At 63.4% G+C, this 26,230-nt stretch carries 23 protein-coding genes and 1 pseudogene; 5 read left to right on the top strand and 19 right to left on the bottom strand.

Going from position 1 to position 26,230, the window contains the following annotated elements:
* Positions 1–121: 121 nt before the first annotated feature.
* The 12 genes from F6X40_RS31435 to F6X40_RS31490 form a co-directional block, all read right to left on the bottom strand.
* On the bottom strand, positions 122–721 hold the full coding sequence (locus F6X40_RS31435) for a membrane integrity-associated transporter subunit PqiC (protein WP_187630502.1): 600 nt from the start codon (positions 719–721) through the stop codon (positions 122–124).
* Positions 718–2,331, bottom strand: a complete 1,614-nt coding sequence (locus F6X40_RS31440) for an intermembrane transport protein PqiB (protein ID WP_187630503.1) — start codon at positions 2,329–2,331, stop codon at positions 718–720. Before F6X40_RS31440 ends, F6X40_RS31435 begins: the two co-directional genes overlap by 4 nt.
* On the bottom strand, positions 2,315–3,595 hold the full coding sequence (locus tag F6X40_RS31445) for a paraquat-inducible protein A (protein WP_187630504.1): 1,281 nt from the start codon (positions 3,593–3,595) through the stop codon (positions 2,315–2,317). Before F6X40_RS31445 ends, F6X40_RS31440 begins: the two co-directional genes overlap by 17 nt.
* Positions 3,592–5,106 (bottom strand): efflux transporter outer membrane subunit, encoded by a 1,515-nt coding sequence (locus tag F6X40_RS31450; RefSeq protein ID WP_187630505.1) that lies wholly within the window; start codon positions 5,104–5,106, stop codon positions 3,592–3,594. The genes F6X40_RS31445 and F6X40_RS31450 overlap by 4 nt, the downstream gene beginning before the upstream one ends.
* 1 nt (position 5,107) lies before the next feature.
* On the bottom strand, positions 5,108–8,341 hold the full coding sequence (locus tag F6X40_RS31455; RefSeq protein WP_187630506.1) for an efflux RND transporter permease subunit: 3,234 nt from the start codon (positions 8,339–8,341) through the stop codon (positions 5,108–5,110).
* A gap of 13 nt (positions 8,342–8,354) precedes the next feature.
* Positions 8,355–9,602: an efflux RND transporter periplasmic adaptor subunit gene (locus F6X40_RS31460; RefSeq protein ID WP_187630507.1), complete on the bottom strand. Its 1,248-nt coding sequence runs from the start codon at positions 9,600–9,602 to the stop codon at positions 8,355–8,357.
* A 16-nt stretch (positions 9,603–9,618) separates the two neighbouring features.
* Positions 9,619–10,011, bottom strand: coding sequence for a hypothetical protein (locus tag F6X40_RS31465; protein ID WP_184064517.1), 393 nt, complete (start codon positions 10,009–10,011; stop codon positions 9,619–9,621).
* 216 nt (positions 10,012–10,227) lie between these two features.
* Positions 10,228–10,614, bottom strand: a complete 387-nt coding sequence (locus tag F6X40_RS31470) for a response regulator transcription factor (protein ID WP_184061877.1) — start codon at positions 10,612–10,614, stop codon at positions 10,228–10,230.
* Positions 10,615–10,776: 162 nt separating this feature from the next.
* Positions 10,777–11,400, bottom strand: a complete 624-nt coding sequence (locus F6X40_RS31475; protein ID WP_187630508.1) for a response regulator transcription factor — start codon at positions 11,398–11,400, stop codon at positions 10,777–10,779.
* Complete coding sequence (locus tag F6X40_RS31480; RefSeq protein ID WP_187630509.1) at positions 11,397–12,857, bottom strand: sensor histidine kinase; 1,461 nt, start codon at positions 12,855–12,857, stop codon at positions 11,397–11,399. The genes F6X40_RS31475 and F6X40_RS31480 overlap by 4 nt, the downstream gene beginning before the upstream one ends.
* 936 nt (positions 12,858–13,793) lie before the next feature.
* Positions 13,794–14,381 (bottom strand): YSC84-related protein, encoded by a 588-nt coding sequence (locus F6X40_RS31485; RefSeq protein WP_410452552.1) that lies wholly within the window; start codon positions 14,379–14,381, stop codon positions 13,794–13,796.
* Between the two features lie 283 nt (positions 14,382–14,664).
* Positions 14,665–15,345 (bottom strand): hypothetical protein, encoded by a 681-nt coding sequence (locus F6X40_RS31490; RefSeq protein WP_187630510.1) that lies wholly within the window; start codon positions 15,343–15,345, stop codon positions 14,665–14,667.
* Between the two features lie 231 nt (positions 15,346–15,576).
* On the opposite strand from F6X40_RS31490, the gene ppk2 reads away from it, so the two are divergent.
* Positions 15,577–16,392 carry a polyphosphate kinase 2 gene (ppk2, locus tag F6X40_RS31495; protein ID WP_184064507.1) on the top strand — a complete coding sequence of 272 codons (816 nt, stop codon included), beginning with the start codon at positions 15,577–15,579 and terminating at the stop codon, positions 16,390–16,392.
* A gap of 27 nt (positions 16,393–16,419) precedes the next feature.
* Here ppk2 and F6X40_RS42745 read toward each other — a convergent pair whose 3' ends face one another.
* The 5 genes and pseudogenes from F6X40_RS42745 to F6X40_RS31515 all read right to left on the bottom strand — a co-directional run bounded on the left by F6X40_RS42745 (position 16,420) and on the right by F6X40_RS31515 (position 21,599).
* A complete protein-coding gene (locus F6X40_RS42745) occupies positions 16,420–16,698 on the bottom strand; it encodes an acyl-CoA dehydrogenase C-terminal domain-containing protein (protein ID WP_311539612.1) in 279 nt (92 codons plus the stop codon).
* Positions 16,699–16,894: 196 nt separating this feature from the next.
* Positions 16,895–17,311, bottom strand: a pseudogene (locus F6X40_RS42750) (acyl-CoA dehydrogenase N-terminal domain-containing protein); the annotation flags it as partial.
* A gap of 17 nt (positions 17,312–17,328) precedes the next feature.
* Positions 17,329–19,209 carry a feruloyl-CoA synthase gene (locus F6X40_RS31505; protein ID WP_187630511.1) on the bottom strand — a complete coding sequence of 627 codons (1,881 nt, stop codon included), beginning with the start codon at positions 19,207–19,209 and terminating at the stop codon, positions 17,329–17,331.
* 72 nt (positions 19,210–19,281) lie between these two features.
* Positions 19,282–20,733, bottom strand: a complete 1,452-nt coding sequence (locus tag F6X40_RS31510) for an aldehyde dehydrogenase (protein WP_187630512.1) — start codon at positions 20,731–20,733, stop codon at positions 19,282–19,284.
* A gap of 38 nt (positions 20,734–20,771) precedes the next feature.
* Entirely contained in the window at positions 20,772–21,599 is an 828-nt protein-coding gene (locus tag F6X40_RS31515; RefSeq protein ID WP_090810398.1) for a p-hydroxycinnamoyl CoA hydratase/lyase, read from the bottom strand.
* 214 nt (positions 21,600–21,813) lie between these two features.
* On the opposite strand from F6X40_RS31515, the gene F6X40_RS31520 reads away from it, so the two are divergent.
* On the top strand, positions 21,814–22,227 hold the full coding sequence (locus tag F6X40_RS31520; protein ID WP_311539611.1) for a MarR family winged helix-turn-helix transcriptional regulator: 414 nt from the start codon (positions 21,814–21,816) through the stop codon (positions 22,225–22,227).
* Between the two features lie 33 nt (positions 22,228–22,260).
* Positions 22,261–23,160 carry an amidohydrolase family protein gene (locus tag F6X40_RS31525; protein WP_187630513.1) on the top strand — a complete coding sequence of 300 codons (900 nt, stop codon included), beginning with the start codon at positions 22,261–22,263 and terminating at the stop codon, positions 23,158–23,160.
* A gap of 58 nt (positions 23,161–23,218) precedes the next feature.
* On the opposite strand, the gene mhpT is transcribed toward F6X40_RS31525, so the two are convergent.
* Complete coding sequence (gene mhpT / locus F6X40_RS31530) at positions 23,219–24,448, bottom strand: 3-(3-hydroxy-phenyl)propionate transporter MhpT (RefSeq protein ID WP_187630514.1); 1,230 nt, start codon at positions 24,446–24,448, stop codon at positions 23,219–23,221.
* A 222-nt stretch (positions 24,449–24,670) separates the two neighbouring features.
* Here mhpT and F6X40_RS31535 point away from each other — a divergent pair, with 222 nt between their 5' ends.
* Positions 24,671–25,156: a MarR family winged helix-turn-helix transcriptional regulator gene (locus F6X40_RS31535; protein ID WP_090808939.1), complete on the top strand. Its 486-nt coding sequence runs from the start codon at positions 24,671–24,673 to the stop codon at positions 25,154–25,156.
* An 81-nt stretch (positions 25,157–25,237) separates the two neighbouring features.
* Here the strand turns inward: F6X40_RS31535 and F6X40_RS31540 are convergent, their stop codons facing one another.
* Positions 25,238–25,411, bottom strand: coding sequence for a hypothetical protein (locus tag F6X40_RS31540; protein WP_187630515.1), 174 nt, complete (start codon positions 25,409–25,411; stop codon positions 25,238–25,240).
* A gap of 167 nt (positions 25,412–25,578) precedes the next feature.
* Here F6X40_RS31540 and F6X40_RS31545 point away from each other — a divergent pair, with 167 nt between their 5' ends.
* Positions 25,579–26,157, top strand: coding sequence for a DJ-1/PfpI family protein (locus tag F6X40_RS31545; protein ID WP_184032364.1), 579 nt, complete (start codon positions 25,579–25,581; stop codon positions 26,155–26,157).
* Positions 26,158–26,230: the final 73 nt, after the last annotated feature.

A 26,230-nucleotide genomic window follows, 5' to 3' on the forward strand; every position in this document is an offset into this window, starting at 1 on the left:
GATTGAATCGTGGAGTTGACCCAGAGCTCTAGCAATCGGACCAAGGTCTTATTATGCGCGCGACCCGGTGCAGCGCACGGGTTCGGGCGCGGCGCGTGTGGACGCGACGCAGCGCGACGTCTCATTGAACGGGGTTCGCCTGCACCGCTGCGGCGATATCGCGGCTCACCGAGGCGAGCGCGCGATCGTGAGCGGCGATGATCGGCTCGAATCCGGGACCGGATACGCTCTCGCGCGCAACCGAGCGGCCGGTGACGGCGCGGACCTTGCCGGGCGGCCGCACGGTCCACAGCACGTCGACGGTGACGTCGCGCCCCGGCACGGATTCGAAGCGCATCACGTCGATCCGCACGCGCCAGACGACGGACGGATCGCGTACCGCATCGAATACCGAAATCTGCGGCGAGTTCAGCAGCGCGCCGAGATCGGCCGCGATCACGCGGCCGATGTCGCCACCGAGCGGCTGCGCCCAGCGGTCGAATTCGTTGACCGCGACCTCGTTGTTAGCGATCCGCGTGACGATCTGCGGCCGGTCCACGATCTCGGGTATCGTGACCGGACCGATCACCGCCGCGATCGGCCGGCTCGCGCCGGTGCTGCTCAACGAATCGTCCGGGCTCAGCGTGTAGAAGTTCGTCGCCGGCGACTTGCAGGCGCCGAGCAGAGCGCCGGCGAGCGCGAGCATCAGGCCGGCCGCGAAGCGGCGCATCGCATCTGTCATGGCTTCTTGTCCTCGGACTTGCCGCGCACGAGCGATTCCGGATGCTGCGCCAGATAGTCGGCCAGCGTGCGCAACGAGGCAGCGGTGCGAGTCAATTCACGCATTGCGTCCTCCGTCGATTGCTGCAGCGACGAGTCGGGCTGCAGCGCGGCATTCGCGGAATCGAGCGTCGATTGCGCGGACAGCAGCGTGTCGCGCGCTTTCGGCACGACCTGCGTGTTGAGCTGCCCGAGCATCGCGTTGGTGGTGCGCAGCGTCGAGCGCGCGTCCTTGCCGAGATCCTCGAACGGTATGTTGTTGATCTTGGCGAGCAGTCGCGTGACCGATTCCTGCAGCGATTGCAGCGTGCGCGGAATTGCGGGCATTTCGGGCGGCGTCTTGCTCCAGTCGATCGACGCCTTCGGCGCGTCGGGGAAATAGTCGAGTGCGAGATACTGCTGGCCGGTCAGCAGATTGCCGGTTCTCAACTGGAAGCGGAAGCCGTGCTCGACCAGATAGTTCGCGAGACCGCGCGGGTCGTTGGTGAGGTGTCCGCCGGCGCCGTCGTTCTGATAGCGCGACGTGAACCGCTCCGGATAGATATTGATCTCGACCGGACTGCTGAAGCGGCGGGTGTCCGGATCGAAGCGCGTGTAGATCGCCGTCACTTCGCCGATTTCGACGCCGCGGAAATCGACCGGCGCGCCAACTGTCAGACCGCGCACCGAATCCGCGAAGTTCACCACGTATTTGACGACGATGCGATCGTGCATCTTCATCGCGTCGGCGCGCGTGGTGTACAGCTCGAACCGGGTGCTGGTATCGGCGCTCGTCTCTACCTGTGAATCGGGCGGCGATTCGAACGCGATGCCGCCGATGATGATCGACACGATCGACTGCGTTTCGACGCGCAAGCCGCTGCTGTCGAACGACATGTCGAGACCGCTGGCGTGCCAGAAGCGCGTGTCGGTTCTGACGAAGCGGTCATAGGGCGCGTTGACGAACACCTTCACCGTGACGCCGCGGCCGTCGGGGTCCAACTGGTACGACGCGACCTGGCCCACCTGAATTCTGCGGAAAAACACGGGCGTACCCACGTCGAGCGAGCCGAGTCCCGTGCCGTGCAACGTGTACTCGTGCCCCGGCACGTCGCTCGCGATCACGGGGGGCTCCTCGAGGCCGACGAAACTGCGGCGCGCTTTTGGCGAATTGCCGACGTCGACGTCGATATACGAGCCCGACAGCAGCGTGCCGAGCCCCGACACCGTACCGCCCGAAATGCGCGGACGCACGACCCAGAAGCGCGTGTTGTCGACGAGCAGGTCCGACACGTCGCGCGTCACCTCGGCCTTGGCCACCACGCGCTTGTGGTCCGGCGTCAGCGAGACCGCTTCGACCACGCCGATATCGACGTCCTTGAACTTGAGCTTCGTCTTGCCCGCTTCGAGACCGTCGCCGGTCTTGAAGCTGATGCTGATCTGCTCGCCGCGCTCCATCACCGCCTTCACCGCCAGCCAACCGCCGATCAGGATCGCCACGATCGGCACGAGCCAGACCAGTTGCATCCGCCAGCGCGAGCGCGGCACCGGCTCCGCGGCGGGCAGCTCGGGCTCTTCAGTCGGAGTGGACACGTTCCGTCTCCAAAGCGTCCCACATCAGGCGCGGATCGAACGCCATCGAGGCGAGCAAGGTCAGCACGACGACCGCGCCGAACGCGATCGCCGCCGGCCCCGCCTTGATCGTCGCCAGCGCCTGGAACTGCACCAGCGCGACCAGCATCGTGATGACGTAGATGTCGAGCATCGACCAGCGACCGATCAGCTCGATCAGGCGATAGATCCGCGTGCGCTGCCCGGGCAGCCATTGCCAACGAAGCTGCGTCGACAGCGCGAGATACCCGATGCCGAGAATCTTCAGCATCGGCACGACGATGCTCGCGATGAACACGAGCAGCGCAAGCGGCCAGGAGCCGGATACCCACAGATAGACCACTCCGCTCATGATCGTGTCCTTCTGCGTGCCGAACAGCGAACTCGTGTCCATCACGGGCAGCACGTTGGCCGGAATGTAGAGCACCATCGCGGCCACCAGATACGCCCACGTGCGCGACAGGCTCGCGGGCTTGCGCTGGTGCAACGGCGCCTTGCAGCGCGGACAGACGTGCTTGACCGCGCCGCTGGGCTGCTTGAGCAGCAGGCCGCATTCTTCGCACAGCACGAGCCCGTAGGCAGACGCCGTGATGGCGTTGCGGCGCACGCGGATCGGCGGCAACTGCCATGGCTGCGCGCCACGCGCTGCCATGATGCGCGCCCACACCTCATGCGGATCGAAGGTCGCCGCCGCGGCCGCGAGCAGCAGCATCAGCGCGATGAACGACCACAGCGCGGTGCCCGGCACCACCTTGGCGATGTGCGCGAGCTTGACCAGCGCGACCAGCAAGCCGAGGATCAGCACCTCGGTCATGCCCCACGGCCGCGCGAGCTGAAACAGACGAAAGCACTCGGCCGGCCGCCACGGCACGCGCCCGAAGCGCAGCGGCAGCAGCAGCCACAGCATCGCCGCGGTTTGCAGCACCGGCGTGACGATCGTCGTAAGGCCGACCAGCAAGGCGAGCGGCCACGAGCCGTGGCTGTACAGCATGCGCACCGAACCCGCGAGCGTCGTCTGCACGACATGGCCGTTCAGCGACAGACCGACGATCGGAAACACGTTCGAGATCACGAGCAGCACCGCGGACGCGCACGAGAATGCGAGCGCATACTCCGGCCCGTTCGAGCGTCCGCGCCTGAGCTCCGCGCGGCAACGCCGGCAGCGCAACGCATTGCCGGCGGCGGGCGGCGCGCCGAGTTGAAGCAGGTCGCACTCTTCGCACGCAATCAGCTCGTTGCCCGTCATCTCGCCTCCACTGCACCCGACGTTCCAGCCGGCGCGGGCGCGTTCTGCGAGACCGGCGCCATCGCCGGCGAGTTTTGCGGCGCGGGCGGCGGCGCCGTCAGTTTTTCCGCCTCGGCCACCCAGCCGCCGCCCGTCGCCTTGTAGAGCGTGACGTACGAGGCCAGCACCGCGCCTTGAGTTTGCGCATAGGTCAGTTCCGCGTTGAACAGGCTGCGCTCCGCATCGAGCACTTCGATGTAGCTCGTATAGCCGCCTTCGTAGCGCTGCCGCGCGAGGTGCGCATAGGTGTGCAGCGCCTCGACCTGGAGGTTTTGCGCATCGAGTGCCTGATGCGTCTTCTGCACGGAGATGAGCGCGTCCTCGACCTCCTGGAACGCTACCTGGATCGCCTTTTCGTACGAGTACAGCGATTCCTGCTGGCGCGCTTCGGCCTGGTGCACCTGGCCGGTGATGTTGCCCGCCGTGAAGATCGGCTGCGTGACGCTGCCGGCAAACGACCACACGCGCGCCGGGCCGGTGAACAGATTCGAGAACTGCGCGCTGACCGAACCGAACAGCCCGGTCAGCGAAATCGACGGGAAGTACAGCGCGCGCGCCGCCCCGATCAGCGCGTTTTGCGCGACCAGCGTCTGCTCGGCCTCCAGCAGGTCGGGACGGCGTTCGAGCAGATCGGACGGCAGCCCCTCGGGAATCGGCGGCGTGCCCATCTGCGACAGCTCACGGCCGCGCAGTATCGCGCCGGGATTCCTGCCGATCAACACCGACAATGCGTCTTCCTGCTGGGCGATCTGCGCTTCGAGCTGCGGAATCGTGACTTGCGCGGCTTGATACTCCGACTGGCTTTGCGCGAGTTCCATCTGCGAGACCTCGCCGTAGCGGAAGCGCGCCTCGAACACGCGCACCGATTCCGCGCGGCTTTGCACGGTCTCCTTCGCGATCACCAGCTGCCGGTCCAGACTGCGCAGATTGATGTAGGCCGACGCGACCGAGCTCACGAGCGTCAGAATCGTGGCGCGGCGGCCCTCTTCGCTTGCGAGCAGATTCGCGCGTGCCGCCTCGGTTTCCCGGCGCACCTTGCCGAACAGATCGACTTCCCAGGACACCGCCAGCGTCGCGTCGAACTGGTTGTAGACGGGGCTCACGCCCTTCGGCACCGGCACGCCTTCGTCCTGCGAGACCCGTTGACGCGACGCGTCGGCGCCTGCCGAAAGCTGCGGGAACAGCCCGGAGCGCGTGGTCACGAACTGCCCGCGAAACTCGTCGACGCGCGCGGCCGCGACCTTCACGTCGCGATTGTCCTGCAGCGCGGCGGCGATCAGCTGATCGAGCACCGGGTCCTGAAACTGCTCCCACCACACGGGGTTGGCGATGCCCGCGGCCTCGCCCTGGGCGAAACGATAAGTGGCCGGCACGTCGACCGCCGGGCGCTGGTAGTTGGGGCCTAGCAGGCATCCGCTCAGCGCGAGCAGCATGACGGATGCGAGCAAACGCGCCGGTGCCGTGCCGTGCATGTCATTCACCTGCCTGCGGCGCGGACGGCGCCTCGCTCGACGCACCGGGCCCCGGCACCGCCGAGGGTTCGCGTCCTGCGCCGCCGCTGGGCTCCACGCCCGGCGTCGGCTTTTTGCCTCCCTTCGAGCGCGACGACATGGTTTCGAGCAGGTAATAGAACATCGGGATGAAGAATACGGCGATCGCCGTCGCGCCCAACATGCCACCGATCACACCGGTGCCGATCGAATGACGGCTGTTGGCCGACGCGCCCGTCGCGATCGCGAGCGGCACGCAGCCGAGAATGAACGCGAGCGAGGTCATCACGATCGGGCGCAGCCGTTCTTCCGCCGCGGTCATCGTCGCGTCGAACACCGAGGCGCCGGTCTCGCGATTGAGCACCGCGAATTCGAAGATCAGGATCGCGTTCTTCGCGGCGAGCGCGACCAGCATCGTCAAACCGATCTGGAAGTAGACGTCGTTGGACAGGCCGCGCAGCATGATCGCGAGCAGCGCGCCGAACAGCGCGAACGGCACCGCCATCAGCACACCGACCGGCAGCGACCACTTCTCGTACTGCGCGGCGAGGATCAGGAACACCATCACGAGACCGAACACGAACACCAGCCCGGACGTGCCGCCCGACTGCCGTTCTTCGAATGCTTCGCCGCTCCATGCCACGTCGTAGCCTTCCGGCATCTGCGCGGCGATCTGTTCCAGCGTCGAGATCACCTGTCCGGAGCTGTAGCCCGGCGCGGCATTCGCCGTGACCTTGATGGCCGGGAAATTATTGAATCGCGTGACGAGGTCCGGGCCCGTCGTAAAGCGATAGCTTGCCACCGACTTGATCGGCACCATCGTGCCGTTCGTGCTGCGCACGAAGATCTGATCGAGATCAGTAGGCTTCAGGCGATACCGCGGGTCCGCCTGCAGGATCACCTGCCACAGCCGGCTCGAGCGGTTGAACTGCGATACGTACAGCGAGCCGAACATCGTCTGCATCGAGCTATAGACGTCTTCGATCGGCACGCCGAGCGTCTCCGACTTGTCGCGATCCACGTCGACCAGCAGTTGCCGCGACGCCGCATTGAAGGTCATCGTGACGCCGGTCAGCTCTTTGCGCGCCCGCGCTTTCTGCACGAACTGGTCGGCCACGCCCGCGAGCTGTGCGATGGAAGCATCCCCCTTGCTCTGAATCCACACCTCCGTGCCGCCTGTCGTGCCGAGCCCCGGAATCGACGGCGGGTTGACCGGCAGAATAATGCCCTCCTGGACGTTCGCGAAGTGGCGATACGCGTCGAGCAGCACCTGGCGCGCGTTCTGCGTCGCGCGGTTGGCGCGCGTATAGCGTTCGTCGAAGCTCTTCAGACCGACGAAGAAGGTGCCGGCATTGTTCTTGTTCTGGCTGTCGAGCAGGCTGAAACCATCGACCGTGGTGATGCTGCCGACCGCCTCCTGTTTCATGAAATAGTCAGTGATGACTTGCGACACCTGGCCGGTGCGGTCGAGGCTAGCCGCGTCCGGCATGATGACCGCGCCGAGCAGATAACCCTGGTCTTCAGGCGGCAGGAACGCCGACGGAATCGAGCGCACCATCAGCACCGCCAGCACGATCATCGCCGCGAAGAACACGAGCCCCATGACAAAGCGCTTGATGATGAGCTTGACCGCGCGTGTATAGCCCGACGTCATGCGGGCGAACTGATTGTCGAACCAGCGGAAAAAGCCCTTCTTCTCGTGGTGCGTGCTTTTCAGCAGCAACGCGGCGAGCGCCGGTGACAAGGTCAGTGCGACGATGCCGGACAGCACCACCGAAATCGCGATCGTGATCGCGAACTGCTTGTACATCTGTCCGGTGATACCGCCGAGAAACGCGACCGGCACGAACACCGCGCACAGCACCAGCACGATCGCCACGACCGGGCCGGCGACTTCGTCCATCGCCTTCTTCGAGGCGTCTTTCGGTGACAGCTTGTACACCGTCATGTTGCGCTCGACGTTCTCGATCACGACGATCGCGTCGTCGACGACGATACCGATCGCGAGCACCATGCCGAACAAGGTCAGCATGTTGATCGAAAAGCCGAGCAGCAGCATGAACATGCAGGTGCCGACGATCGACACCGGCACCGCGATGATCGGAATCAGCGTCGCGCGAAGGCTTTGCAGGAATACGAACACCACGATCACGACGAGTACCAGCGCTTCGAAGAACGTATGGATCACGTCCGAGATCGACGCTCGCGTGAACTCGGTCGTGTCCATCGCGATTTCGTAGGTCATGCCTTCCGGAAACGACTTCTTCAGTTCCGCGAGTGTCGCGCGCACCTGCTTCGCCACGTCGAGCGCGTTGGCGCCCGGCTGCTGATACACGGCGAGCACGGTGGCCGGCTTGCCCTGGAAGCGGCTGCGAATCGAGTAGTCTTTCTGGCCGAGCTCGGCGCGGCCGATGTCCTTGAGCCGCACGATCGCCGCGCCGCCGCTCGCGGCGCGCACGATGATGTTGTCGAACTGCGAAGGCTCGGCGAGGCGCCCCGTGGTCGTGACCGCGAACGATTGCTGGACCGCTCCGCTGGTCGGCGACTGTCCGATACTGCCCACCGCGAACTGCTGGTTCTGGTTCGCGACGACCCGTTGCACGTCGGCGGCCGTCACGCCCAGCTGGGCCATCCGGTCGGGCTTCAGCCAGATCCGCATCGCGTAGTCTGGCGTGCCGAAGATACTCGACTGGTTCGCGCCCGGAATCCGCTTGATCGCGTCAAGCACGTAGATGTTCGTAAAGTTCGCGATATACGTCGAATCGTAGCGGTTGGTGGGCGAATAGATCGCGATCACCATCATGAACGCCTGCGACTTTTTCTGTACCTGAATGCCCTGCGCCTGGACCGATTGCGGCAGTTGCGGCAGCGCGAGATTCACGCGGTTCTGCACGTCGACCTGGGCCAGTTCGGGGTTCGTGCCGATCTGGAAGTACACGTTGAGCGTCATACTGCCGGTCGACGAACTCGACGAGTTCATGTAGATCATGTTGTCCGCGCCATTGACCTGCTGTTCGATCGGTGCGGCGACGTTGTTCGCGACGACCTCGGCGCTGGCGCCCGGATAAGTGGCGGACACCGTGATCTGCGGCGGCGTGATGTCGGGGTACTGCGCGACCGGCAGCGAGAACATCGCCAATGCGCCGCCGAGCGTGATGACGATCGAAATGACTGACGCGAAAATCGGCCGATCGATGCAGTAGCGCGAAATGTTCATGGCGACTGCCCCGTCACTCGGCGGCGGGCGCTGCCGCGGCGCCTTGCGATGCAGCGGTCGCCACCGCCGCCTGGCTTTTCCCGCCGGCCGCCAGGGTTTTGATGATTTTCAGCTGCGAATCCGCGGTAACGCGCAGCGCGCCGTCCACGACGATGCGCTCGCCCGCCTTGAGTCCGTCGGAAATAAACCAGTTATCGCCCTGCCAGTCGCCGACTTCGACGACGCGCTGATGCGCCTTCGAGTCGCTATCGACGACCCACACGAAGTGGCTCTTCGCGCCCTGCAACACCGCGCGCTGCGGCACGAGCGTCGCATTGGGCCGGATCGCACCGGAAACGCGGGCCCGCACGAACTGGCCGGGGCGCAACGTGCCCTGCGGGTTTTGGAAGGTCGCGCGCACGAGGAAGGTTCCCGTTTCGGTACTGAACGCCGGGTTCGCGAAGTCGATCTGACCTTGCTCGGCATAGGGCGAGCCGTCGGCGAGAATCAGATGCACGGAGAAATCGTTGTGCGCGGGAAATCGCAGATGTCCTGCCGCAATGTCATCCCGGTACTTCAGCATTTCGTTCTCGGAGATGCTGAAGTTCACCCACATCGGATCGAGCTGGTACACGTAGGTCAGCAAACCGTTCGTGGTCGCCGTCACGTAGCTGCCATCCTGCAGACGCGCGAAACTCGCCAGGCCGTTCAGCGGCGACTTGATCGTCGTGTAGCTGAGGTTCAGCAGCGCGGTGTCGACTTCGCCCTGGGCGGCGATCACGGCGGCGGCGCTTTGCTTCTCGTTGCCGACCGCGTCGTCGAGATCCTTCTTGCTCAACGCGTTCTGCGCCGCCAACGGCACCACGCGCGCGAGATTGGCCTTGGCGACTTCGAGACGCGCCTCCTGCTGGGCCAGTTGCCCTTTCGCGGTCCGCAGCGCGGCCTCGAACGGCTTGCGGTCCATCTGGAACATCGTTTGTCCCGCCTTGACCAACGCGCCTTCGGTGTACATGCGCTTGTCGAGGAAGCCGTCCACCCGCGCGCGGATCTCGACTTCACGCGAACTCTGCGTTTGCGCCGTAAATTCGAAGTCGACCGGCGTGTCCTGCTGCGTCACCGTCATCACGGTCACTTCCGGCGCGGCGACGACCGGCGGCGGTGGCGCCTTCTTGCACGACGCGAGCAACGTGAGCAGCGTCAGCGCCGCGACGACGGCGAGCAATGGGAGAGCGCCGCGAGAATGTGGCCGCGGCGAGGCCAGGGACACGGGTACGGTTTTCATCGCGCACTCCGCCTGATCACAAAGGCGTGCAGTTGCCGAACAGCACGAAGGCATCGTTTCTGTTCGCGATCGTCAGCGTCATCTCGCCGTCCGTCGAATCGACGACCAGCGTCCAGCCAAAGCCCATCTCATTGCCGAGGATCAGGAGCTGATCCGCGTCCTTGGTGACCGACAGCATCGGCGTCGTGCGCGCGGGACCGACGACCGCGCGTTTGTCGAAATCGAGAGTCAGGAATTTCGGCAGACCGAGATCCGCGGGCAACGCGCGCGTGCAGGCGATGCCCGGATCGCAGGCGTGCGCGTCGATCGTCGCGCAGATCAGCCGCTTGCTGCCGTCGAAGTCCGCCGCGCCCACCTGCATCGCAGCGGTACCGAGAAGAATCGCGAGACAAACCGAAATTGATTTCATCACGTGCGCTCCCGCTTTTATCCTTGAACGCTGCCGCACTCCGCGCGGCGCATCGCACGCGCAAAGGCACGCACGCGCCGCAACCTGTCCGGTTTCGAGTTCGGTGCGGCGCAGCCGGCGTTCGGTTCGACGCGTTGACTGAGTTCAGTTTGGTGGTCCGAAGAAACGGCGACAATCGGACCTTGGTCTCATATCATCCGGCGCGAAGACGCGCGTTCAGGGTGTCGGCGGACCGCCGATGGCCACCTCGACCGCCTTGAACAGAATCGCGCTGGTGAAAGGCTTGCGCAGATACGCGGCCGCACCGGCCGCGAGCGCGCTCTGGCGGACGGAGAGATCGTCATAGGCGGTAATCACGATGACCGGCACGCCCATTTGCGCGAGCTGACGCTGAACTTCCAGGCCGTTGGTTCCCGGCATCTGGACGTCCAGAATCACGCAGGCAGGCCGATACGACGGAATTGCCACAAGCGCATTCAAGAACTCGTCACCGCTGCAAAACGTCTCCGCCCTGATACCTTCGGAATGCAGCAAACGCTTGATGGCTCGGCACACCGACTCGTCATCGTCGACCACCGCAACGAATTGGTTAGGGTTGACCATATGACAGCGCGAACGCGCAGTCGCTCCGGAAAGTGGACCACTGATGCCTTAGCGTACTGGTTGAAACCCCAATGAGATATAAGACTTTGGTCCACTAGCGGTATCGGCCAGCGCCGCTGAAAGTGGCGGCGCAACGCGGGAGTCGGCGCCTGGTTCGGGCGATTATTCTTCGTCGGCCGTACAAACGCCGCCCTTTCGCACCAGATGAACGAGGTCGACGATCGATCGGGCCTTCATCTTCTCCATCACGCGGGCCCGATGAATCTTGATCGTTTTTTCGGCCGCGCCCAGATCGCTCGCAACCTGTTTGTTCAGGCGGCCAGTCACGACGAGTTCCATGACTTCGCGTTCGCGGCGGGTCAGATGCCGCATCCGCTCTTCTATTTCCTCGCGTTCGTGGCGCCGCCTGCTTTCCACACACGCGCGCGCGAGCGCGCGATCCACCGCGGCGAGCAACAGCGAGTCGCGCACCGGCTTGGGCAGAAAGTCGACCGCTCCGCCTTTCATCGCGTCGACGCTCGAGCCGATGTCGCCGTGCCCGGTCAGGAATACGATCGGCAGCAGCCGATCGAGCTTGCGCTGCACTTCGAGTCCCGTCATGCCCGGCATCTGCAGGTCGAGAACGAGGCAGGCTGGCATGCTCGTCAGATCGGCTCGTTCGAGAAAGGCCTCAGGACTGTCGAAGCATTCGACCTGGTAGCCGGAGGCGCGCAGCAAGCGGGCGAGCGCGCTGCGCACGCTGTCGTCATCGTCGACGACGAAGACGCGAGTGTTGGTCTGGTTCATGATGATCGGGGCACGAGTCTCTGTCGGATATCGGTCGCGACGGGAAGCGTGACGTGAAACGATGCCCCTTTGCCCTCGTTGTTTTCCGCCCACAGCCGGCCGCGGTGCGCCGTGACGATCGTGCGGCTGATCGAAAGACCCAGTCCGAGCCCCTGCGGTTTGGTGGTGAAAAATGGCCGGAAAATCCTTTCCATGCTGTCGACATCGAGGCCCTGGCCGCGATCTTTTACCGTTATCCGTATCAGTCCGTCCGCTTCCTCACGCGCTGTCGTTTCGACGAGGCGGTCCGCGGCAGGGCAATCCTTGACCGCGTCGAAAGCGTTGAGCAGCAGGTTCAGGATCACCTGCTGAAGCTGAACCTTGTCGCCGCAAATCAGCGCCAGATTGTTCGGAATGTCGAAGCTCGTGCGCACGCTGCGCGTCAACGCATCGCTGTGCACGAGCGTCGCGATGTCGCGCACGACGTTGCCGACGTCCAGCAACTGCAACTCGACATCGCCTTTGCGTACCAATGCGCGAATCTTTTGCAGCACCTCGTTCGCGCGGCAATTGTCGGCCACGATGTCTTCGAGCGCTTCGCGCAGTTCCACTACGTTGGTCGTCTCCGCATCCATGAATTTGCGTGCGGCTTGCGCGTTGAACAGGATCGCGGTAAGCGGCTGCTTCAACTCGTGCGCGAGCGATCCGGCGAGTTCGCCCAATGAAGAAACGCGCGCGAGATGCGCGAGATCCCTCGTATTTCCATCGAGTTCGCCGCACGCACTGCATTCCGCTATCGCGGTGATCCGCAATTCCTGATCGTGCACGCGGCATCGCGTGGTTTCCGCCTCCGCGTGAAAGCCGCCCCCATCGCGCCGCCGCGCGATCAGAATCTGCGTGGTCGTGACGCCGGGGATTTGTATCTTCGCGCCACGCTTGCCTGAGGCCGACCGATCGGCATTGATGCCATCGATCGGAAACAGCTTGGCGGTCGGCGCGCCGATCAGCTCTTCCCTCGTGTAGCCGAACAGTTGCGCCGCCCGCGTGTTCGCGAAGATGATCTGGTCCCGCTGATCGACCGTGACGATCGGAACCGGCAACATTTCGAGCGTCTCGCACAGCGGCATTCTCGCTTCGAGCATGCGCCGCGTGCTGCTGTCGCCTTCGCCTCGCAGCCACGACGCGCAAGCGGCGACACAGCGCCGCCATGCCGGCAACGCGTACGGCGGCTCGTGGGTATCGCGGGTACTCTGTCGGCTCGACACGCCGGAGATACTGCGAGCGCGCTGAAACCGGTGATGCCTGGGTGAAGACTGTCTGGAAGGGTCGCGCCCGGACAGTGGAGCACCGTCGTTGCGCGTAGCGTCGATCTGTGACGGGCCGCTTTGACCCATGTGGCGCGGTTGCGCGTTCAGCGCCGTGAGAATTCCCGCTACCCCGATCGCCAGGTGTCTGCCACGCACGATCAGATTAATCATTGGCACCTCCGGGTCCAGTGCGAACGGATTCCGTACAACTGCGACGTCTTTATCTTTGGGCTTCGAACCACATAATTGACTTCACAATCGATACTTCGCACGTCTGGTGGCTGGAAGTCAGTATAGGCTATCCAGAATCACTTACCGAAGGGTTACCTTAATTTATGCCGCTTACTCGGGAAACTACTCAATAGTGTTCTGCGTTGTCCGCCATCAATCGGAAAATGCCGACAGAGTTTGTTAGGCAGTTAATTATTGCCGGGCAAGGCAGTGTCCGTGCCGTCCGTTTGCACGCACAGGAAAGTTAGCAACTGGCAACGTCGCCGTACGAGCGGCAATGTTCCCCTGCGCCGTGACGGATTTGCACTAGCCCGTGAAGCCCGGCGAGATAGCGCTTTCAGATGAAAACTTCCAACCGTAAAGCTTTCATGCATCGCGAATCGCAGAGTCAGCGGGTATACCCAACGCTAATTCTCAAATTTAATTAATTGGTCGGCGATAGGTTTTTTTGAAGCAAGTCAACGCTTTTATCGCCCGCTATTCCAGTGCGAATCATTTTCATTCATCGACCACAAAAAATAAAATTATGCCAGGCAGATGACTAAACGCAGCGCCGCGGCGAGAACGCGTGTTTCGGCTTCGTCTTTTCTACCGGTATTGAATAAACAGGACGGTCAGTGCGGATTACAGGCAGCGTGGCTGCGAGTCGCGAGCGCATCTGGCTCGCAGCATTTCGTGGGAACAACGGGAGGGATGATAGGGAGGCTTGGCGAGGTGAGTCCGCCAAAAAACTATCCACTGCGCGTCACCGTGCCAAGGCACGCGTAGCGTGTCGCGCGGCCTGGCTGTAGCGAAACCGCGCAACACGCGATAGACGCGCCACCGTGTGACAGCGCCATGACGATTCGATCGAATGCCGCTGCTTGCCGCGCCCTGTTACAGATTCATGCGCGTAACCTTGGTGCCGGCCAGCGACAGGTCTGCCATTAGGCCCGTATTTGTCAAGACCATCGCGACGACCTCGGCGGTCGCCGACGAGGTATCGACCGCGCCGGTAGCGCCGACCTTCAGCAGTGAAACCGAAGCATCGGCGCCCACCGACCAGCCCTTCGCGTTGCGGAATTTCTCGAGCGAATCTTTCGTCATGAACAGGAAGAACACGGCGGTCGACTGCGCGCCGGCCTGCAATCCGAACGATGCCGCGGCGGTACTGTAATAGCCGACCGTCGCTCCGCCGACGCGCAATGCCCCTTCGCCGTACTCGCCACCGACGATGAACGCCGCCTTCTTCACCGAAGGAAACACCAGCACGCCCTGCGCCTTCGATACGAGCTCGTGCGAGCCTTGCACCGTATCGAACAATTTCGACAGCGCACCGTTCACGGCCGCGTCGATCTCCTCCCGTTTGGCGGCGTCGGTAGTGGTGCTCTCGCCACTGCCTCCGGTCGTCGTGCAACCCGCCAAAGCCAGACTCGCGGCCATGGATGTAAGCGCGAGCGTGTGCACAAAGTTCCGTCTGTTCACTATCGACTCCGTTCTGGTTACGATCCGAGTCGCCAGTCCTGATGGCTGGAAGCCTCGATCTTTTTTCTCCGCCGTGAAGCGGCATAGCCGCCCAAGGAACCATCAATGCCATCGCCGCGCGTCGATTTTCTTCGGTATCCGGATGCGACGACTACAACGCTTGCAGATACATGATGTCACGCTGAAACCGCTGCGGAATCGGACCTTGGTCTTACAGGAAGCGCGGTGTCGATGATGAATGAAACGCGAAGCCAGCGAAGCTGATTGGCGGGGCCGACCTCGATCATCCGCCGAGCGCGATGATCGCCACGGTGAGCAGGACGCCGACCGCCGCCATCGCAAGGCCGGCCTGCCAGCCGCGAAATCCCGCGTAATGCCCCAGCGCCATGCCGCTGCCGAATAACATCGCGATGGTCAAGACACGGGAGGCGATCAACGCCGTCGGAACGTTCGCGAACAGCACGAAGGGCAACGCGACCGGGAATGTTGCGGCTACTACGAGCACAAAGATAGCCGCGGCGGCGATGAAATCGTCGCGCACGAATACTGCCCGCGGCGGCAGATCCGGCCGCGCCGCAACACGCCTGCGGATGGACTCGAGCTCCGTATCGCCGATCAACGGTCTGAGCCACGCGGCCATTGCGTCGTGAAGCGTCCGAACGCCCGCGGCCGCATTCGGCTGGCTTCGCACGGAATGCGCAAGCGTCACACGCCTACCGCGAGCCACCAGCGTACGCACGAGGAACATCACCGCGTCCGCGAGGCCCCATGCGAGATTGCAGCCGAGCGCGGTGTAGAACATCTTGTGCCCCGCGTCGGCACCCGCGCCGACGGCCGAGACGGTGCCGACGAACGTCAGCGCCATGAAGAGGCCGAAACATAACTCGCACACTCGATCGACGACATCGAGAACCGGCTCCCTATCGCCGAAGTTTTCCTGCTCCGTGTGACCCGTGGCATCCATGAGGCCTCCCGTGGCGATGACGTGAACCGAACCCGCCCGTTGCTGGCATACGGATGAGGCGTGACGAGGACAGTCGGATCGGGCAGGCGCGAGCGGACGCCCGCAGCATACAGCGCGCCCTGTACCGGCGATATTGGACCAAGGTCGTATGGCCCTGGTTCGCGTCGCGCTCTACCGTGGGAATGGATCATTGCGTAGTAGGCTGGAACAGTCCGCGCTGGGGAGAAGAGAATGGCCAAAACGAAGTCGGACAACGAGCAGCCCGAGCAAGACAGGGCGCTGTCGTACAAGGAATATCGCAAGGCGCTTTTCGATCTGCATGTCGAGCTGGTCAAGCTGCAGGAATGGGTCGTGCAAACGGGAAGCAAGGTCTGCGTCGTCTTCGAGGGACGTGACGGCGCGGGCAAAGGCGGCACGATCAAGGCGATGACCGAGCGCGTCAGTCCGCGCGTCTTCCGCGTCGTTGCATTGCCCGCACCTAGCGAACGTGAAAAAAGCCAGATGTATATGCAGCGCTACGTGCCGCACTTGCCGGCCGCGGGCGAGATCGTCATTTTCGACCGCAGCTGGTACAACCGCGCGGGCGTCGAGCGCGTGATGGGTTTCTGCTCCGAGGAGGACGTGCAGACGTTCTTCAAGGCCGTGCCGCTCGTCGAGCGGGCGATCGTCGAATCCGGGGTCCTCCTCCTCAAGTACTGGCTCGAGGTCAGCCCCGAGGAACAGACCCGACGTCTCGAGGCACGCATCCACGACGGTCGCAAGATCTGGAAACTGACCGAGATGGACCTGAAATCCTATAGCCGATGGTATGACTACTCGCGTGCCCGCGATGAGATGCTCGCGGCGTCGGACACCGACTATGCTTCGTGGTTCATAGCGAATTCAAACGACAAGCGGCGCGCGCGACTGAACATCATCAGCGACATGCTTCAGAGGATTCCGTACAAGCAGCCTGCCCGCAAGAAGGTCTCGCTGCCGAAACGGCAAAAGCCCGACGGATACAAGGAACCAGACTATCCGTTTAAATACGTGGCCGAGCGGTATTGATCAGGCAGGTGTTGCTCAAGCTGACTTTCAAACGTACGGCAGCGTTGCCTCGCACCCGGCTTCAACGAGGCTGCGGCGATAAGCGAAGGCCGCGAGCGGGTAGTCGAAGAAGAAGCGGCCCGTCTCCCGCTTCTCCACATAGAACGTTTCCGCCTCGCATTGCGGCGTCGCAATTCGCAGCGTGCGCGCCCATGCGAACGCCAGCAGCATCCAGCCAAGCATCGCGAGATAGTCGTCCGCGACCCGGTATGCCGTCTCCGGGTCTTGCGCGTGGCGTGCCTTGATCGACCGTGTCGTGCTCTCCACTGTCTGTGCTAGCTCTGCGAGCTTCGCGCCGGCGGCACGAACCGGCGGATCGGACTCCTGGCACAGCCGCGCGCGAACGGATCAGGCCGACATCGCTGCCGGCCTGGGGCTCGGTCAGACACATCGTCGATAGCCACTCACCACTCGCGACTTTCGGCAGCAATGCCTGTTTCACGCGTTCGCTGCCATACGTCTGCAAGCATGCCGTCGCGCCGTGCGTGAGCCCGGGCGACATCAACCATGCATGGTTGGCGCCCGCGAGCATTTCCTGAAGCGCGACGTCGAGAAGCTGCGGCAGGCCCTGTCCGCCGTGCCCGGTGTCGAGCGATAATGTCGGCCAACCCGCTTCGACGAATTCCGCGTAGGACTCGCGAAAGCCCGCGGGCGTCGTCACCTTGCCCGCGTCGAAACGACATCCTTCGAGATCGGCGCTCGCGTTGAGCGGCGCGATGCGCTCCTCGACGAAACGCGCCGCTTCCTCGAGCACCTGCTGCGCGGTCTGCGAGTCGAGGTCTTGCCAGTCGGGCACGTCGCGCCACCACGAAGTGGCGTCGAGCCACTCGTCCATCACGAAGCGCATGTCGCGTAGCGGCGCCTTGTAAGTCAACTTCATTTGTTCCTGTCCCTGGACTAGCTGCCTCTGCGCGCATGGATCACGGTCGCGTCGGCGGCGTCGGCTTCGTGCATTGCTTCCACGAGCGCGGCCCGGTGCTGGAGCACGGCGCGCTGATTGATCGAGCCTTTGTCGGTGATCTCGCCGAGGTCGAGCGACGGCGGCACGCTCAGCAGGTGCATGCGGGCAATGAACGAGGCACTGCCTGTCGCACTCCGATTCAGCCGCGCGACGAGCTCGCTGAAGAAGTCGCGCACGGCGGCCGTGTTGAGCACATCCTCGGCGCTCGCATCCGCGGGCGAACCCGCCAACGAGCGACACGCGTCGAGGCGCGGAAAAATCATCGCGCCCACTTCGTCGCGATTCATCCCCGTAATGACGGCATCCTGAACGTAGGGCGCCCCTTCGCTGATGATGCGCGCGCGCATCGGCCCGACGCTGACGAACGTTCCAGACGCAAGCTTGAAGTCCTCCGCAATGCGGCCATCGAACATCAGGCCCAGTTCGGGACGTTGCGGGTCGACGAAACGCACGGCGTCTCCTGTGCGGTAGTAGCCTTCGTCGTCGAACACGCTGCTCTGAAGCGCCGGCGATGTTCGCCAGTAACCGCCCATCACGTGAGGGCCGCGAAAGCGCGCTTCGAATTTGCCATCGACGGGCGCGAGCTTGGCCTGGCACCCGGGCGGCGGCAAGCCGATATAGCCGGCGCACGATACCGGTCCCGTCGTGAACAGACACGACGGCGCGGTCTCGGTCATGCCGAGCCCGGCCATGATGCGGATGCGTTCTCCGCAATGTTCGAGCGTTACGCGCTCGAGACGCTCCCACGCCGCCTGCGACAGACCGGCGCCCGCGAAGAAATACATCTTCACGCGCGAGAAAAACCGCTCGCGCAGCGCCGCATCCTTTTCCAGCGCGATGGTCAGTTCTTCCCAACCCTTCGGCACGTTGAAGTAGATGGTCGGCGCGACCTCACGCAGATTGCGCAGCGTCTCGTCGAATTTGCCGGCCACGGGCTTGCCGTCGTCGATATAGAGCGTGCCGCCGTTGTACAGCACGATGCCGACGTTGTGGCTGCCGCCGAACGTGTGATTCCACGGCAGCCAGTCGACGAGGACCGGCGGCTCGATGCCGAACTGCGGAAAGGTTTCGAGCAGCATCTGCTGGTTTGCGCCCAGCATGCGATGCGTCGTCGGCACGGCTTTCGGCAGGTTCGTCGAGCCGGACGTGAACAGGAACTTCGCAATCGTGTCGCCGTTCACGCGCGCGTTGGCAGCGTCGACGTCGCGCGGGGCCGTGTCGAGCAATGCGTCGAAGCGCGTCACTCTCGACGCGTTTGGCGCGGGCACCGCGCTGACACGTTCGACGTCGCTTCCCAGCGCGGCATCGAGCGCCGCTGTGTATGCGCCGATATCGTCCGCGTAGACCAGACCCGGTTTGAGCAGTTCGAGGACATGGCGCAGCTTTCCGTAATCGCCCGACATCAACGAATAGGCCGGCGAAACGGGTGCGTAAGCGATACCCGCCCACATCGCGCCGAGTGCGAGTTGCATATGTTCGACGCTGTTGCCCGACAGGATCACCAACGGGCGTTCCGCGCTGAGATCGCGATCGAGCAGCGCCTGCCCGATCGCACGCGCGCGCTCGAGCATCTGCGCATACGTGATGCCCTGCCACGCGCCACCGGCATCGCGTCGTGCGACGAGCAGCCGGTCGGGATGCGCGCGTGCGCCGCTCAGCAGGCGGTCCGTAAAGCGCTCCGGAAACGGACCCAGAGGTTCAAGTGTCTCGAGGTACCAGCAGTCGCCGCGTTTCTCGATCCGCGCTGAAGGTGCTCCGACGGCGACGCTCCGGTGTCCGGTCGCCAGAGAGCTTGCGTGGCTGTGCTCCGATTCCAAAACCTGTCTCCTGATTGTGCCATTTCATGCAAGGATGGGGTGGCCGCAATCGTTGCGGCCGGGAGCCGACGCCTAGATCGGATAATGACGCGGACTCGTCTGCACCGTGATCCAGCGCAACTCGGTGAACTCGGGAATCGACGCCTTGCTGCCGAAGCGCCCATAACCACTCGCCTTCACGCCGCCGAACGGCATCTGCGCCTCGTCGTGCACGGTCGGGCCGTTGATGTGGCAGATGCCCGACTCGATGCGTTTCGCGACGTTCATCGCGCGCGCGATATCGCGGCTGAACACGGCGGCCGACAAGCCGTACTCGCTATCGTTGGCGACCGTCAGCGCCTCTTCGTCGCCGTCCACGCGCTGCACCGTCACCACGGGGCCGAACGATTCATCGGCATAAAGCTTCATCTCGCGCGTCACGTTCTCCACGATCACCGGCTGCATGATCGCGCCTTTCACTTCGCAACCGAGCGGCAGCTTCGCACCCTTTTCGCGGGCGTCTTCGACCAGCGCGCGAATGCGCCGCGCGGCGGCTTCGCTCTCGAGCGTGCCGAGGATCGAGCCCGGCTGTGTCGGATCGCCTGCCTTCAGCGTGCGCGCTTTCGCGACGAGCTTTTCGACGAACGCATCGGCAACCTTGCGATCGACGATCACGCGTTCCGTCGACATGCAGATCTGCCCTTGATTGAAGAACGCGCCGAACGCGATGCCCTCGACGGCAGCGTCGAGGTCCGCGTCGTCGAGCACGAGCACCGGCGCCTTGCCGCCCAGTTCGAGCAACGCGGGTTTCAGATGGCGCGCGGACAGCTCGGCGACGATGCGGCCGACACGCGTCGAACCGGTGAAATTCACACGCTTCACGGCAGGATTCGCGACCAGACGCTCGACGATCGCGGGCGCGTCTTCCGGCGCATGCGTGAGCACGTTGACGACGCCTTCGCCGAGACCCGCGTCGTTCAGCGCTTCGCCGATCAGCGCATGCACGCCGGGACAACCTTCCGATGCCTTCAGCACGACCGTGTTGCCGCACGCGAGCGGCATGGCGAGCGCGCGCGTCGCGAGAATCACGGGCGCGTTCCACGGCGCCATGCCAAGCACGACGCCGCACGGCTGGCGCACGGCCATTGCGAGGCTGCCCGGGACGTCGGACGGAATCACCGCGCCGTCGATCTGCGTCGTCATCGCCGCGGCTTCGCGCAGCATGTTGGCCGCGAGCATGACGTTAAAGCCGTACCAGTTCGCCATCGCACCCGTTTCGGCCGCGCCGATCTCGATGAACTCGGCCGTGCGCGCGTCCATGCGCACGGCGGCGGCGAGCAGGCGTTTGCGGCGCTCCGTCGGCGTGAGCGCCGCCCATGCCGGGAACGCGCGCGCCGCGGCGGCGACGGCCGCATCGGCATCCTCGACGGTGGCCGCCGCGGCGCGGGTGGCAACCGCCCCCGTCGCGGGATTGATGCGCTCGAAGGTCTTGCCGTTCGACGCGGCACGTCTCGCGCCGCCAATCAAAAGGTTCGTCTGATGCATGTGTTCGTCTCCTCAGTCGTCCTGCTGAAATGCGCCGCTTAGCGCTTGTAGGTCTGCAAGCCCGGCTTGATGCTCTTGTCGTCGAGGAACTGCTTGAGGCCCTGTTCGCGGCCGCCTTCCGGATCGCGATAGTTCGCCTGGTCGAGCTTTGCGTACAGGTAATCTTCGTTCTGCTCCCACGTGAGTTCGCGCGAACGCTTGAAGCCATGCTTCGCGTTGCGCAGCACGACCGGGTTCTTGTTCAGCAGCTTCGCCGCGAGAGCGATCGTTTCGTCGCGCAGTTGCGCGAGCGGCACGCTTTTGTTCACCAGACCCATCTTCGCGGCTTGCGGACCCGTGAAGGTGTCGCCCGTCATGATGTAGTACAGCGCTTCACGATGACCGACGGTATCGGCCATCGCCTTGCTCACGAGGTTGCCCGGCGGAATCCCCCAGTTGATTTCGGACAGGCCGAACACGGCTTCGTCCGCGGCGATCGCGAGATCGCAGGCGACGAGCGGAGAGAAGCCGCCGCCGAAGCACCAGCCGTTGACCATGGCGATCGTCGGCTTCGAGTACATGCGCAGCAATTGCCATTGCCAGCGGCTCGCGTCGCGGCGAATCCGCTCCTGCAGCACGTCCGGGCCCGCGTCCACTTCGCGGAAATATTCCTTCAGGTCCATGCCGGCCGTCCATGCACTGCCTTCGCCGGTCAACACGAGAACCTGGGCTTCGGCGTCGAGTTCGAGCGTCTCGAGAACGTCGATCATTTCCTTGTTCAGCGTCGGGCTCATCGCGTTGCGCTTATCCGGACGATTGAACGTGACCCAGGCGATTCCGCCTTCGACCGCGACCTTGACCGTTTTCCAGCGTCCTTCGTAACTCATCTGCTTCTCCGTATCAATGCCGCCCTCGCGGCCTGAGCTCAATTTAATATCAGGTGACCTGATAAGTAAAGTACAATATCGAAGTCTTGGTACAAACCCCTAACCGCCTATGCCGACGATCACGAGAAAGCCGTCAGGGTCTGAATCGACAGCGCGCGCCACGGCGCGGCGCAACCTGCGCAACCTGCGCGATCGAAGGCACGCTGCCGCTCCGGTGCGTCTCAGCTACCTGGCCGGGCAGCTCGACAAGATTCTCACGCGGCAGCTTTCCGAAGCGCTTGCCTCGCATGGTCTGACGTTGCCGCAATACACCGCGCTGTCGGTGCTGCGGGCGCGCGCACGTTCGTCGAACGCACAGCTCGCGCAGCGCTCGTTGATCACGCCGCAAGCGGCCAGCGCGGTCGTCAAATCGATGGAAGCGAATGGATGGGTGACGCGCGTGGCCGGTCCGCTCAACCGTCGCGTCGGGCTGCTGTCGCTGACGAAGGCCGGCGAAACATTGCTGGCTCAGTGCGACGGTGCCGCTGACAGGGTCGAGCAATCGATGCTCGGCGAAATCGATGAACACGATTCACAGATGCTGAAAAACCTGCTGTTGACGTGCGTGCGCAATCTTCGCGCAGCCTGACGCATCAGCTTTAATTACACATAGGAGACCCCATTGAACATCGATCAACTGAAGGCCATCGACACCCACGTGCACGCCGAGGTGTCGTGCTGCCAACCGCCGGACCTGTTTGCCAAAGAATTCGACGAAGCCGCCGACAAATACTTCGGCACCGTGCTCAAGCAAGGGCGCCGCCCGACCATTCCCGAAACCATCGAGCACTATCGGGAGCGCAATATCGGCTTCGTGATGTTTACCGTCGACTGCGAAGCGAACATCGGGCGCCGTCGCATTTCGAACGAAGAGGTCGCGGAGTTCGCGCAGAACAACCGCGACATCATGATCGCGTTCGCGAGCATCGATCCGCACAAAGGCAAGTTCGGCGCGCGCGAAGCGCGGCGGCTCATCGAGGAGCACGGCGTGCGCGGTTTCAAGTTTCACCCCACGATGCAGGGTTTCTTCGCCAACGACCGCATGGCATACCCGCTCTACGAAGTGATTGCCGAGTACCAGCTGCCGGCGGTTTTTCACAGTGGACACTCGGGCATGGGCTCGGGCATGCGCGGCGGCGGCGGTTTGCGCCTCAAGTATTCGGAGCCGATCTACCTCGACGATGTCGCCGCCGACTTCCCCGACATGAAAATCGTGATCGCGCATCCCTCCTGGCCATGGCAGGAGCAGGCGCTGTCGATCGCGCTGCACAAGCCGAACGTGTATATCGATCTGTCGGGCTGGTCGCCGAAGTACTTTTCGCCCGAGCTGGTCAAATATGCGAACACGCTGTTGCGCAACAAGGTGCTGTTCGCGTCCGACTTCCCACTGATCCGCCCCGACCGCTGGCTCGAAGACTTCGATACGCTCGACATCAAGCCCGAAGTAAAGCCGCTCGTTCTGAAGGAGAACGCCGTCAGGTTGCTTGATCTGCGGGCCCGAGGCACGACGAATCACGAATGACGCATGAAAAATGGCCCGGCGCGAAAACGCCGGGCCAGCTGGGTCCATCAACGAAGAGTTAGCGTTTCGCGGCGTTGGAGCGAATGACGAGCAATGCTGTAATCGCCGCGATGATCGTCACCGGCACGCTCGCGCCGATGACGAGCGCCGAGCTCTTTCCCATCGCAAGCAATTGCCCGGCGGCTACGGGGCCGACAATCGAGCCGACGCGTCCCACCGCCACCGCGGCGCCGACTCCCGTACCACGCACGCTGGTCGGATAGCTGGCGGCGGACAGCGAATACAGCATCGACTGCGCACCGACGACGCCCATTCCGGCAAACAGCACGGCAACGGACAGCGTCTCGATGCTGGCGACTTGCGAAAGCGCGACCAATGCACCGACGATGCACGCATAGATTGCCGTGACTGACAGGCCTTGTCTGAAGCGGTCCATCAGCAGACCGATGCCGAGTACGCCGATCACACTGCCGACGTTGAAGAAGATCTGGGCAATCCCCGCCTGCGAACGGCTCATGCCGCGCCCCACGGTCAACGAAGGCAGCCAGTTCAGCAGGAAGTAAAGAACGATCAGCGTGCAGAAGAAGCTGATCCAGATACCGATCGTCGCGGCGGCGCGCCCCTCGCCGAACAGGACTTCGCGCGTCGAAAGGAGCGGCTTGTCCGCCGTCGTGAATTCCCGCGATTCGGTGGCGAATTCGCGCGACTCAGGCAGCAATGCCATCAGCAGCGGAATGATGATCAGCGGTCCGACTCCGCCCACGTAGAAGATATGACGCCACGCGGTAGCACCCGCGCTCAGTACGGCGATCAATGCGGCAAGCGCGCCGCCGAGCGGCATACCGCAATACATGACGCTAACCGCGGTGTTGCGGTGACGCGGATCGACCGCCTCGGACGACAACGCGATCAGGTTCGGCATCGCGCCGCCGAGCCCGATGCCCGTCAGCACGCGAGCAATCAGCAGACTTTCGAAACTCCAGACTTGCGCGGTCGCAATCGAGAAGATGCCGAATATCGCCATCGAGATCATCAGAACGCGCTTGCGGCCGATCCGGTCGGCGAGTCTGCCACCGATCATCGCGCCCGGCAAAAGCCCCAACATGCCGGCGCTAAAAGCGAGCCCCAACTGGCTGACCGACAAGCCGAACTCGTGCGCCATTCGAGGCGCCGCGACGCCAGTGGACTGCAGGTCGATACCCTCCAGCACCGCGACGAGAAAGCACAATGCCAACGTTAGTGCAGTACTGGAGCCCACCGCACTCGACCGATTAGCAACGCTTGACATGACGTCTCCTTCACCTTTGATTGAATTGCCAGAGGCGAGCCACGCTTCGTTCTTCGACGAAGCGGCCATGGGAAGGAGAAGATTTCTGACAATGATCTTGCGCCACTTATCAGACTCCTTCCCACAGCGCCCCCGGGATTGATGATGAGTCTAGTATCAGGATGCCTGATATTGAAAGTAGAATATGATATGCCTGGTAGAAACACCTAAGGCAACCTGATAATGATCAAGACAATGGAGAAGCGGCGAACGCCCCTTGCCAAACAGGCCGGTTCAACGAAAACCGGTGCGCCACCTTCCCGCGTTTCCTATGTGGTCGGCCAACTCGACCGCCTGCTCAAACGCAGTTTGATCGATGTACTGGGTGAATTCGGGCTGACCTTGCCTCAGTTCACCGCGCTCTCCGTCATCAGCGCCAGCGGCGCGATGACCAATGCGAAACTCGCCGAACGCTCGTTCATCACGCCGCAGTCGGCCAACGAAGTTGTCAAGACGATGGAAGCCAACGGTTGGGTCGGACGCGTGGGGCATCCTACCCACGGTCGACTGATTCATCTGTTTCTGACCGACGAAGGGCGTCGGGTACTGCAGGAATGCGATTCGGCGATCGACGCGCTCGAAGCGTCCATGCTGGACGGAGTAACGGAAATCCCGGTCGACACGCTGCGCAAGGTGCTGCAGCGATGTGTGTCGAATCTGCGCGGTTGAATGGACGTTCCCAATGATAAAAGAGTCGCACTCGAATGGAGCGCGACTCCTTTTCTTTCGCCTGATGGAAGCAGGAAAACCTCAGCGACCGCCAGCGTCGATCTCGCTGAGACGCAGGCCTTTGGTTTCCCTTACCGAGCGCAGAATCACGATGGCCGCCAGCGCCGCAATCACCGTGAAAACCGCGATGCCGAGGCTGTTCGGCCAGATCATGGCGACACCGATCGCTCCACCTACCGCGATCGTCTGCCGCATTCGGGCTGAATTCCGTTCAGCTCAGTGAAATCCCTGGTCGGCATTTAGCCGCGTATTACCTGGCCCACTGCGTCGATCGCTATATTGCTTCTCAACGGCCGCCGCCTTCACACCGCGATAGCGCGTCCGCCTCGCCATTTCCCACCCCATTCGAGAGGAGACGAAGCATGTCAAAGCGAATTCTTATCATCGCCGGCGATTTCGTCGAAGATTATGAGCTGATGGTGCCGTTTCAGGCACTGGCGGCAGTCGGGCATTCGGTGGACGTCGTCGCGCCAGACAAGCGCGCGGGCGACGCGATTCGCACCGCCATCCACGACTTCGAAGGCGATCAGACCTACACCGAAAAGCGTGGCCATAACTTCACGCTGAACGCCGATTTCGCGTCGGTGAACCCCGCGCAATATGACGCGCTGCTCGTGCCCGGCGGCCGCGCCCCCGAATATCTGCGGCTCAACGACGAGGTGATCGGCTGGGTGCGCCAATTCGCCGAAGCGAAGAAGCCGATTGCTGCGGTCTGCCACGGCGCGCAACTGCTGGCTGCGGCAGGTGTGATCGAAGGCCGGCGCATCTCGGCGTATCCGGCCTGCGCGCCCGAAGTGAAGCTCGCGGGCGCGCAGTACGTGGCGCTCGACTGGCCTGACGCGATCACCGACGAGAACTTCGTCACCGCGCCCGCATGGACCTCGCACGTGAACTGGCTTGCGCAGTTCCTTGCGCTGCTGGGCACGCGCATCGCGCATTGAAGGAGCGCGCCTCGACCGAGGCGCGGCGCGGGCGACCAACCGTGTTAGGCTCGATCACGACGGCATGAGCGCC

Origin of the sequence: Paraburkholderia sp. UCT31 (assembly GCF_014397655.1) — a bacterium.
Classification (GTDB): Bacteria; Pseudomonadota; Gammaproteobacteria; order Burkholderiales; family Burkholderiaceae; genus Paraburkholderia; species Paraburkholderia tuberum.

Coding starts and splice junctions, on each gene's coding strand:
- ppk2 (WP_184064507.1), top strand. CDS start 15,577: ATGGCCAAAACGAAGTCGGACAACGAGCAGCCCGAGCAAGACAGGGCG.
- F6X40_RS31435 (WP_187630502.1), bottom strand. CDS start 721: ATGACAGATGCGATGCGCCGCTTCGCGGCCGGCCTGATGCTCGCGCTC.
- F6X40_RS31460 (WP_187630507.1), bottom strand. CDS start 9,602: ATGAAAACCGTACCCGTGTCCCTGGCCTCGCCGCGGCCACATTCTCGC.
- F6X40_RS31545 (WP_184032364.1), top strand. CDS start 25,579: ATGTCAAAGCGAATTCTTATCATCGCCGGCGATTTCGTCGAAGATTAT.
- F6X40_RS31445 (WP_187630504.1), bottom strand. CDS start 3,595: ATGACGGGCAACGAGCTGATTGCGTGCGAAGAGTGCGACCTGCTTCAA.
- F6X40_RS31540 (WP_187630515.1), bottom strand. CDS start 25,411: ATGCGGCAGACGATCGCGGTAGGTGGAGCGATCGGTGTCGCCATGATC.
- F6X40_RS31455 (WP_187630506.1), bottom strand. CDS start 8,341: ATGAACATTTCGCGCTACTGCATCGATCGGCCGATTTTCGCGTCAGTC.
- F6X40_RS31465 (WP_184064517.1), bottom strand. CDS start 10,011: ATGAAATCAATTTCGGTTTGTCTCGCGATTCTTCTCGGTACCGCTGCG.
- F6X40_RS31450 (WP_187630505.1), bottom strand. CDS start 5,106: ATGCACGGCACGGCACCGGCGCGTTTGCTCGCATCCGTCATGCTGCTC.
- F6X40_RS31515 (WP_090810398.1), bottom strand. CDS start 21,599: ATGAGTTACGAAGGACGCTGGAAAACGGTCAAGGTCGCGGTCGAAGGC.
- F6X40_RS31475 (WP_187630508.1), bottom strand. CDS start 11,400: ATGAACCAGACCAACACTCGCGTCTTCGTCGTCGACGATGACGACAGC.
- F6X40_RS31490 (WP_187630510.1), bottom strand. CDS start 15,345: ATGGATGCCACGGGTCACACGGAGCAGGAAAACTTCGGCGATAGGGAG.
- mhpT (WP_187630514.1), bottom strand. CDS start 24,448: ATGTCAAGCGTTGCTAATCGGTCGAGTGCGGTGGGCTCCAGTACTGCA.
- F6X40_RS31470 (WP_184061877.1), bottom strand. CDS start 10,614: ATGGTCAACCCTAACCAATTCGTTGCGGTGGTCGACGATGACGAGTCG.
- F6X40_RS31535 (WP_090808939.1), top strand. CDS start 24,671: ATGATCAAGACAATGGAGAAGCGGCGAACGCCCCTTGCCAAACAGGCC.
- F6X40_RS31480 (WP_187630509.1), bottom strand. CDS start 12,857: ATGATTAATCTGATCGTGCGTGGCAGACACCTGGCGATCGGGGTAGCG.
- F6X40_RS31510 (WP_187630512.1), bottom strand. CDS start 20,733: ATGCATCAGACGAACCTTTTGATTGGCGGCGCGAGACGTGCCGCGTCG.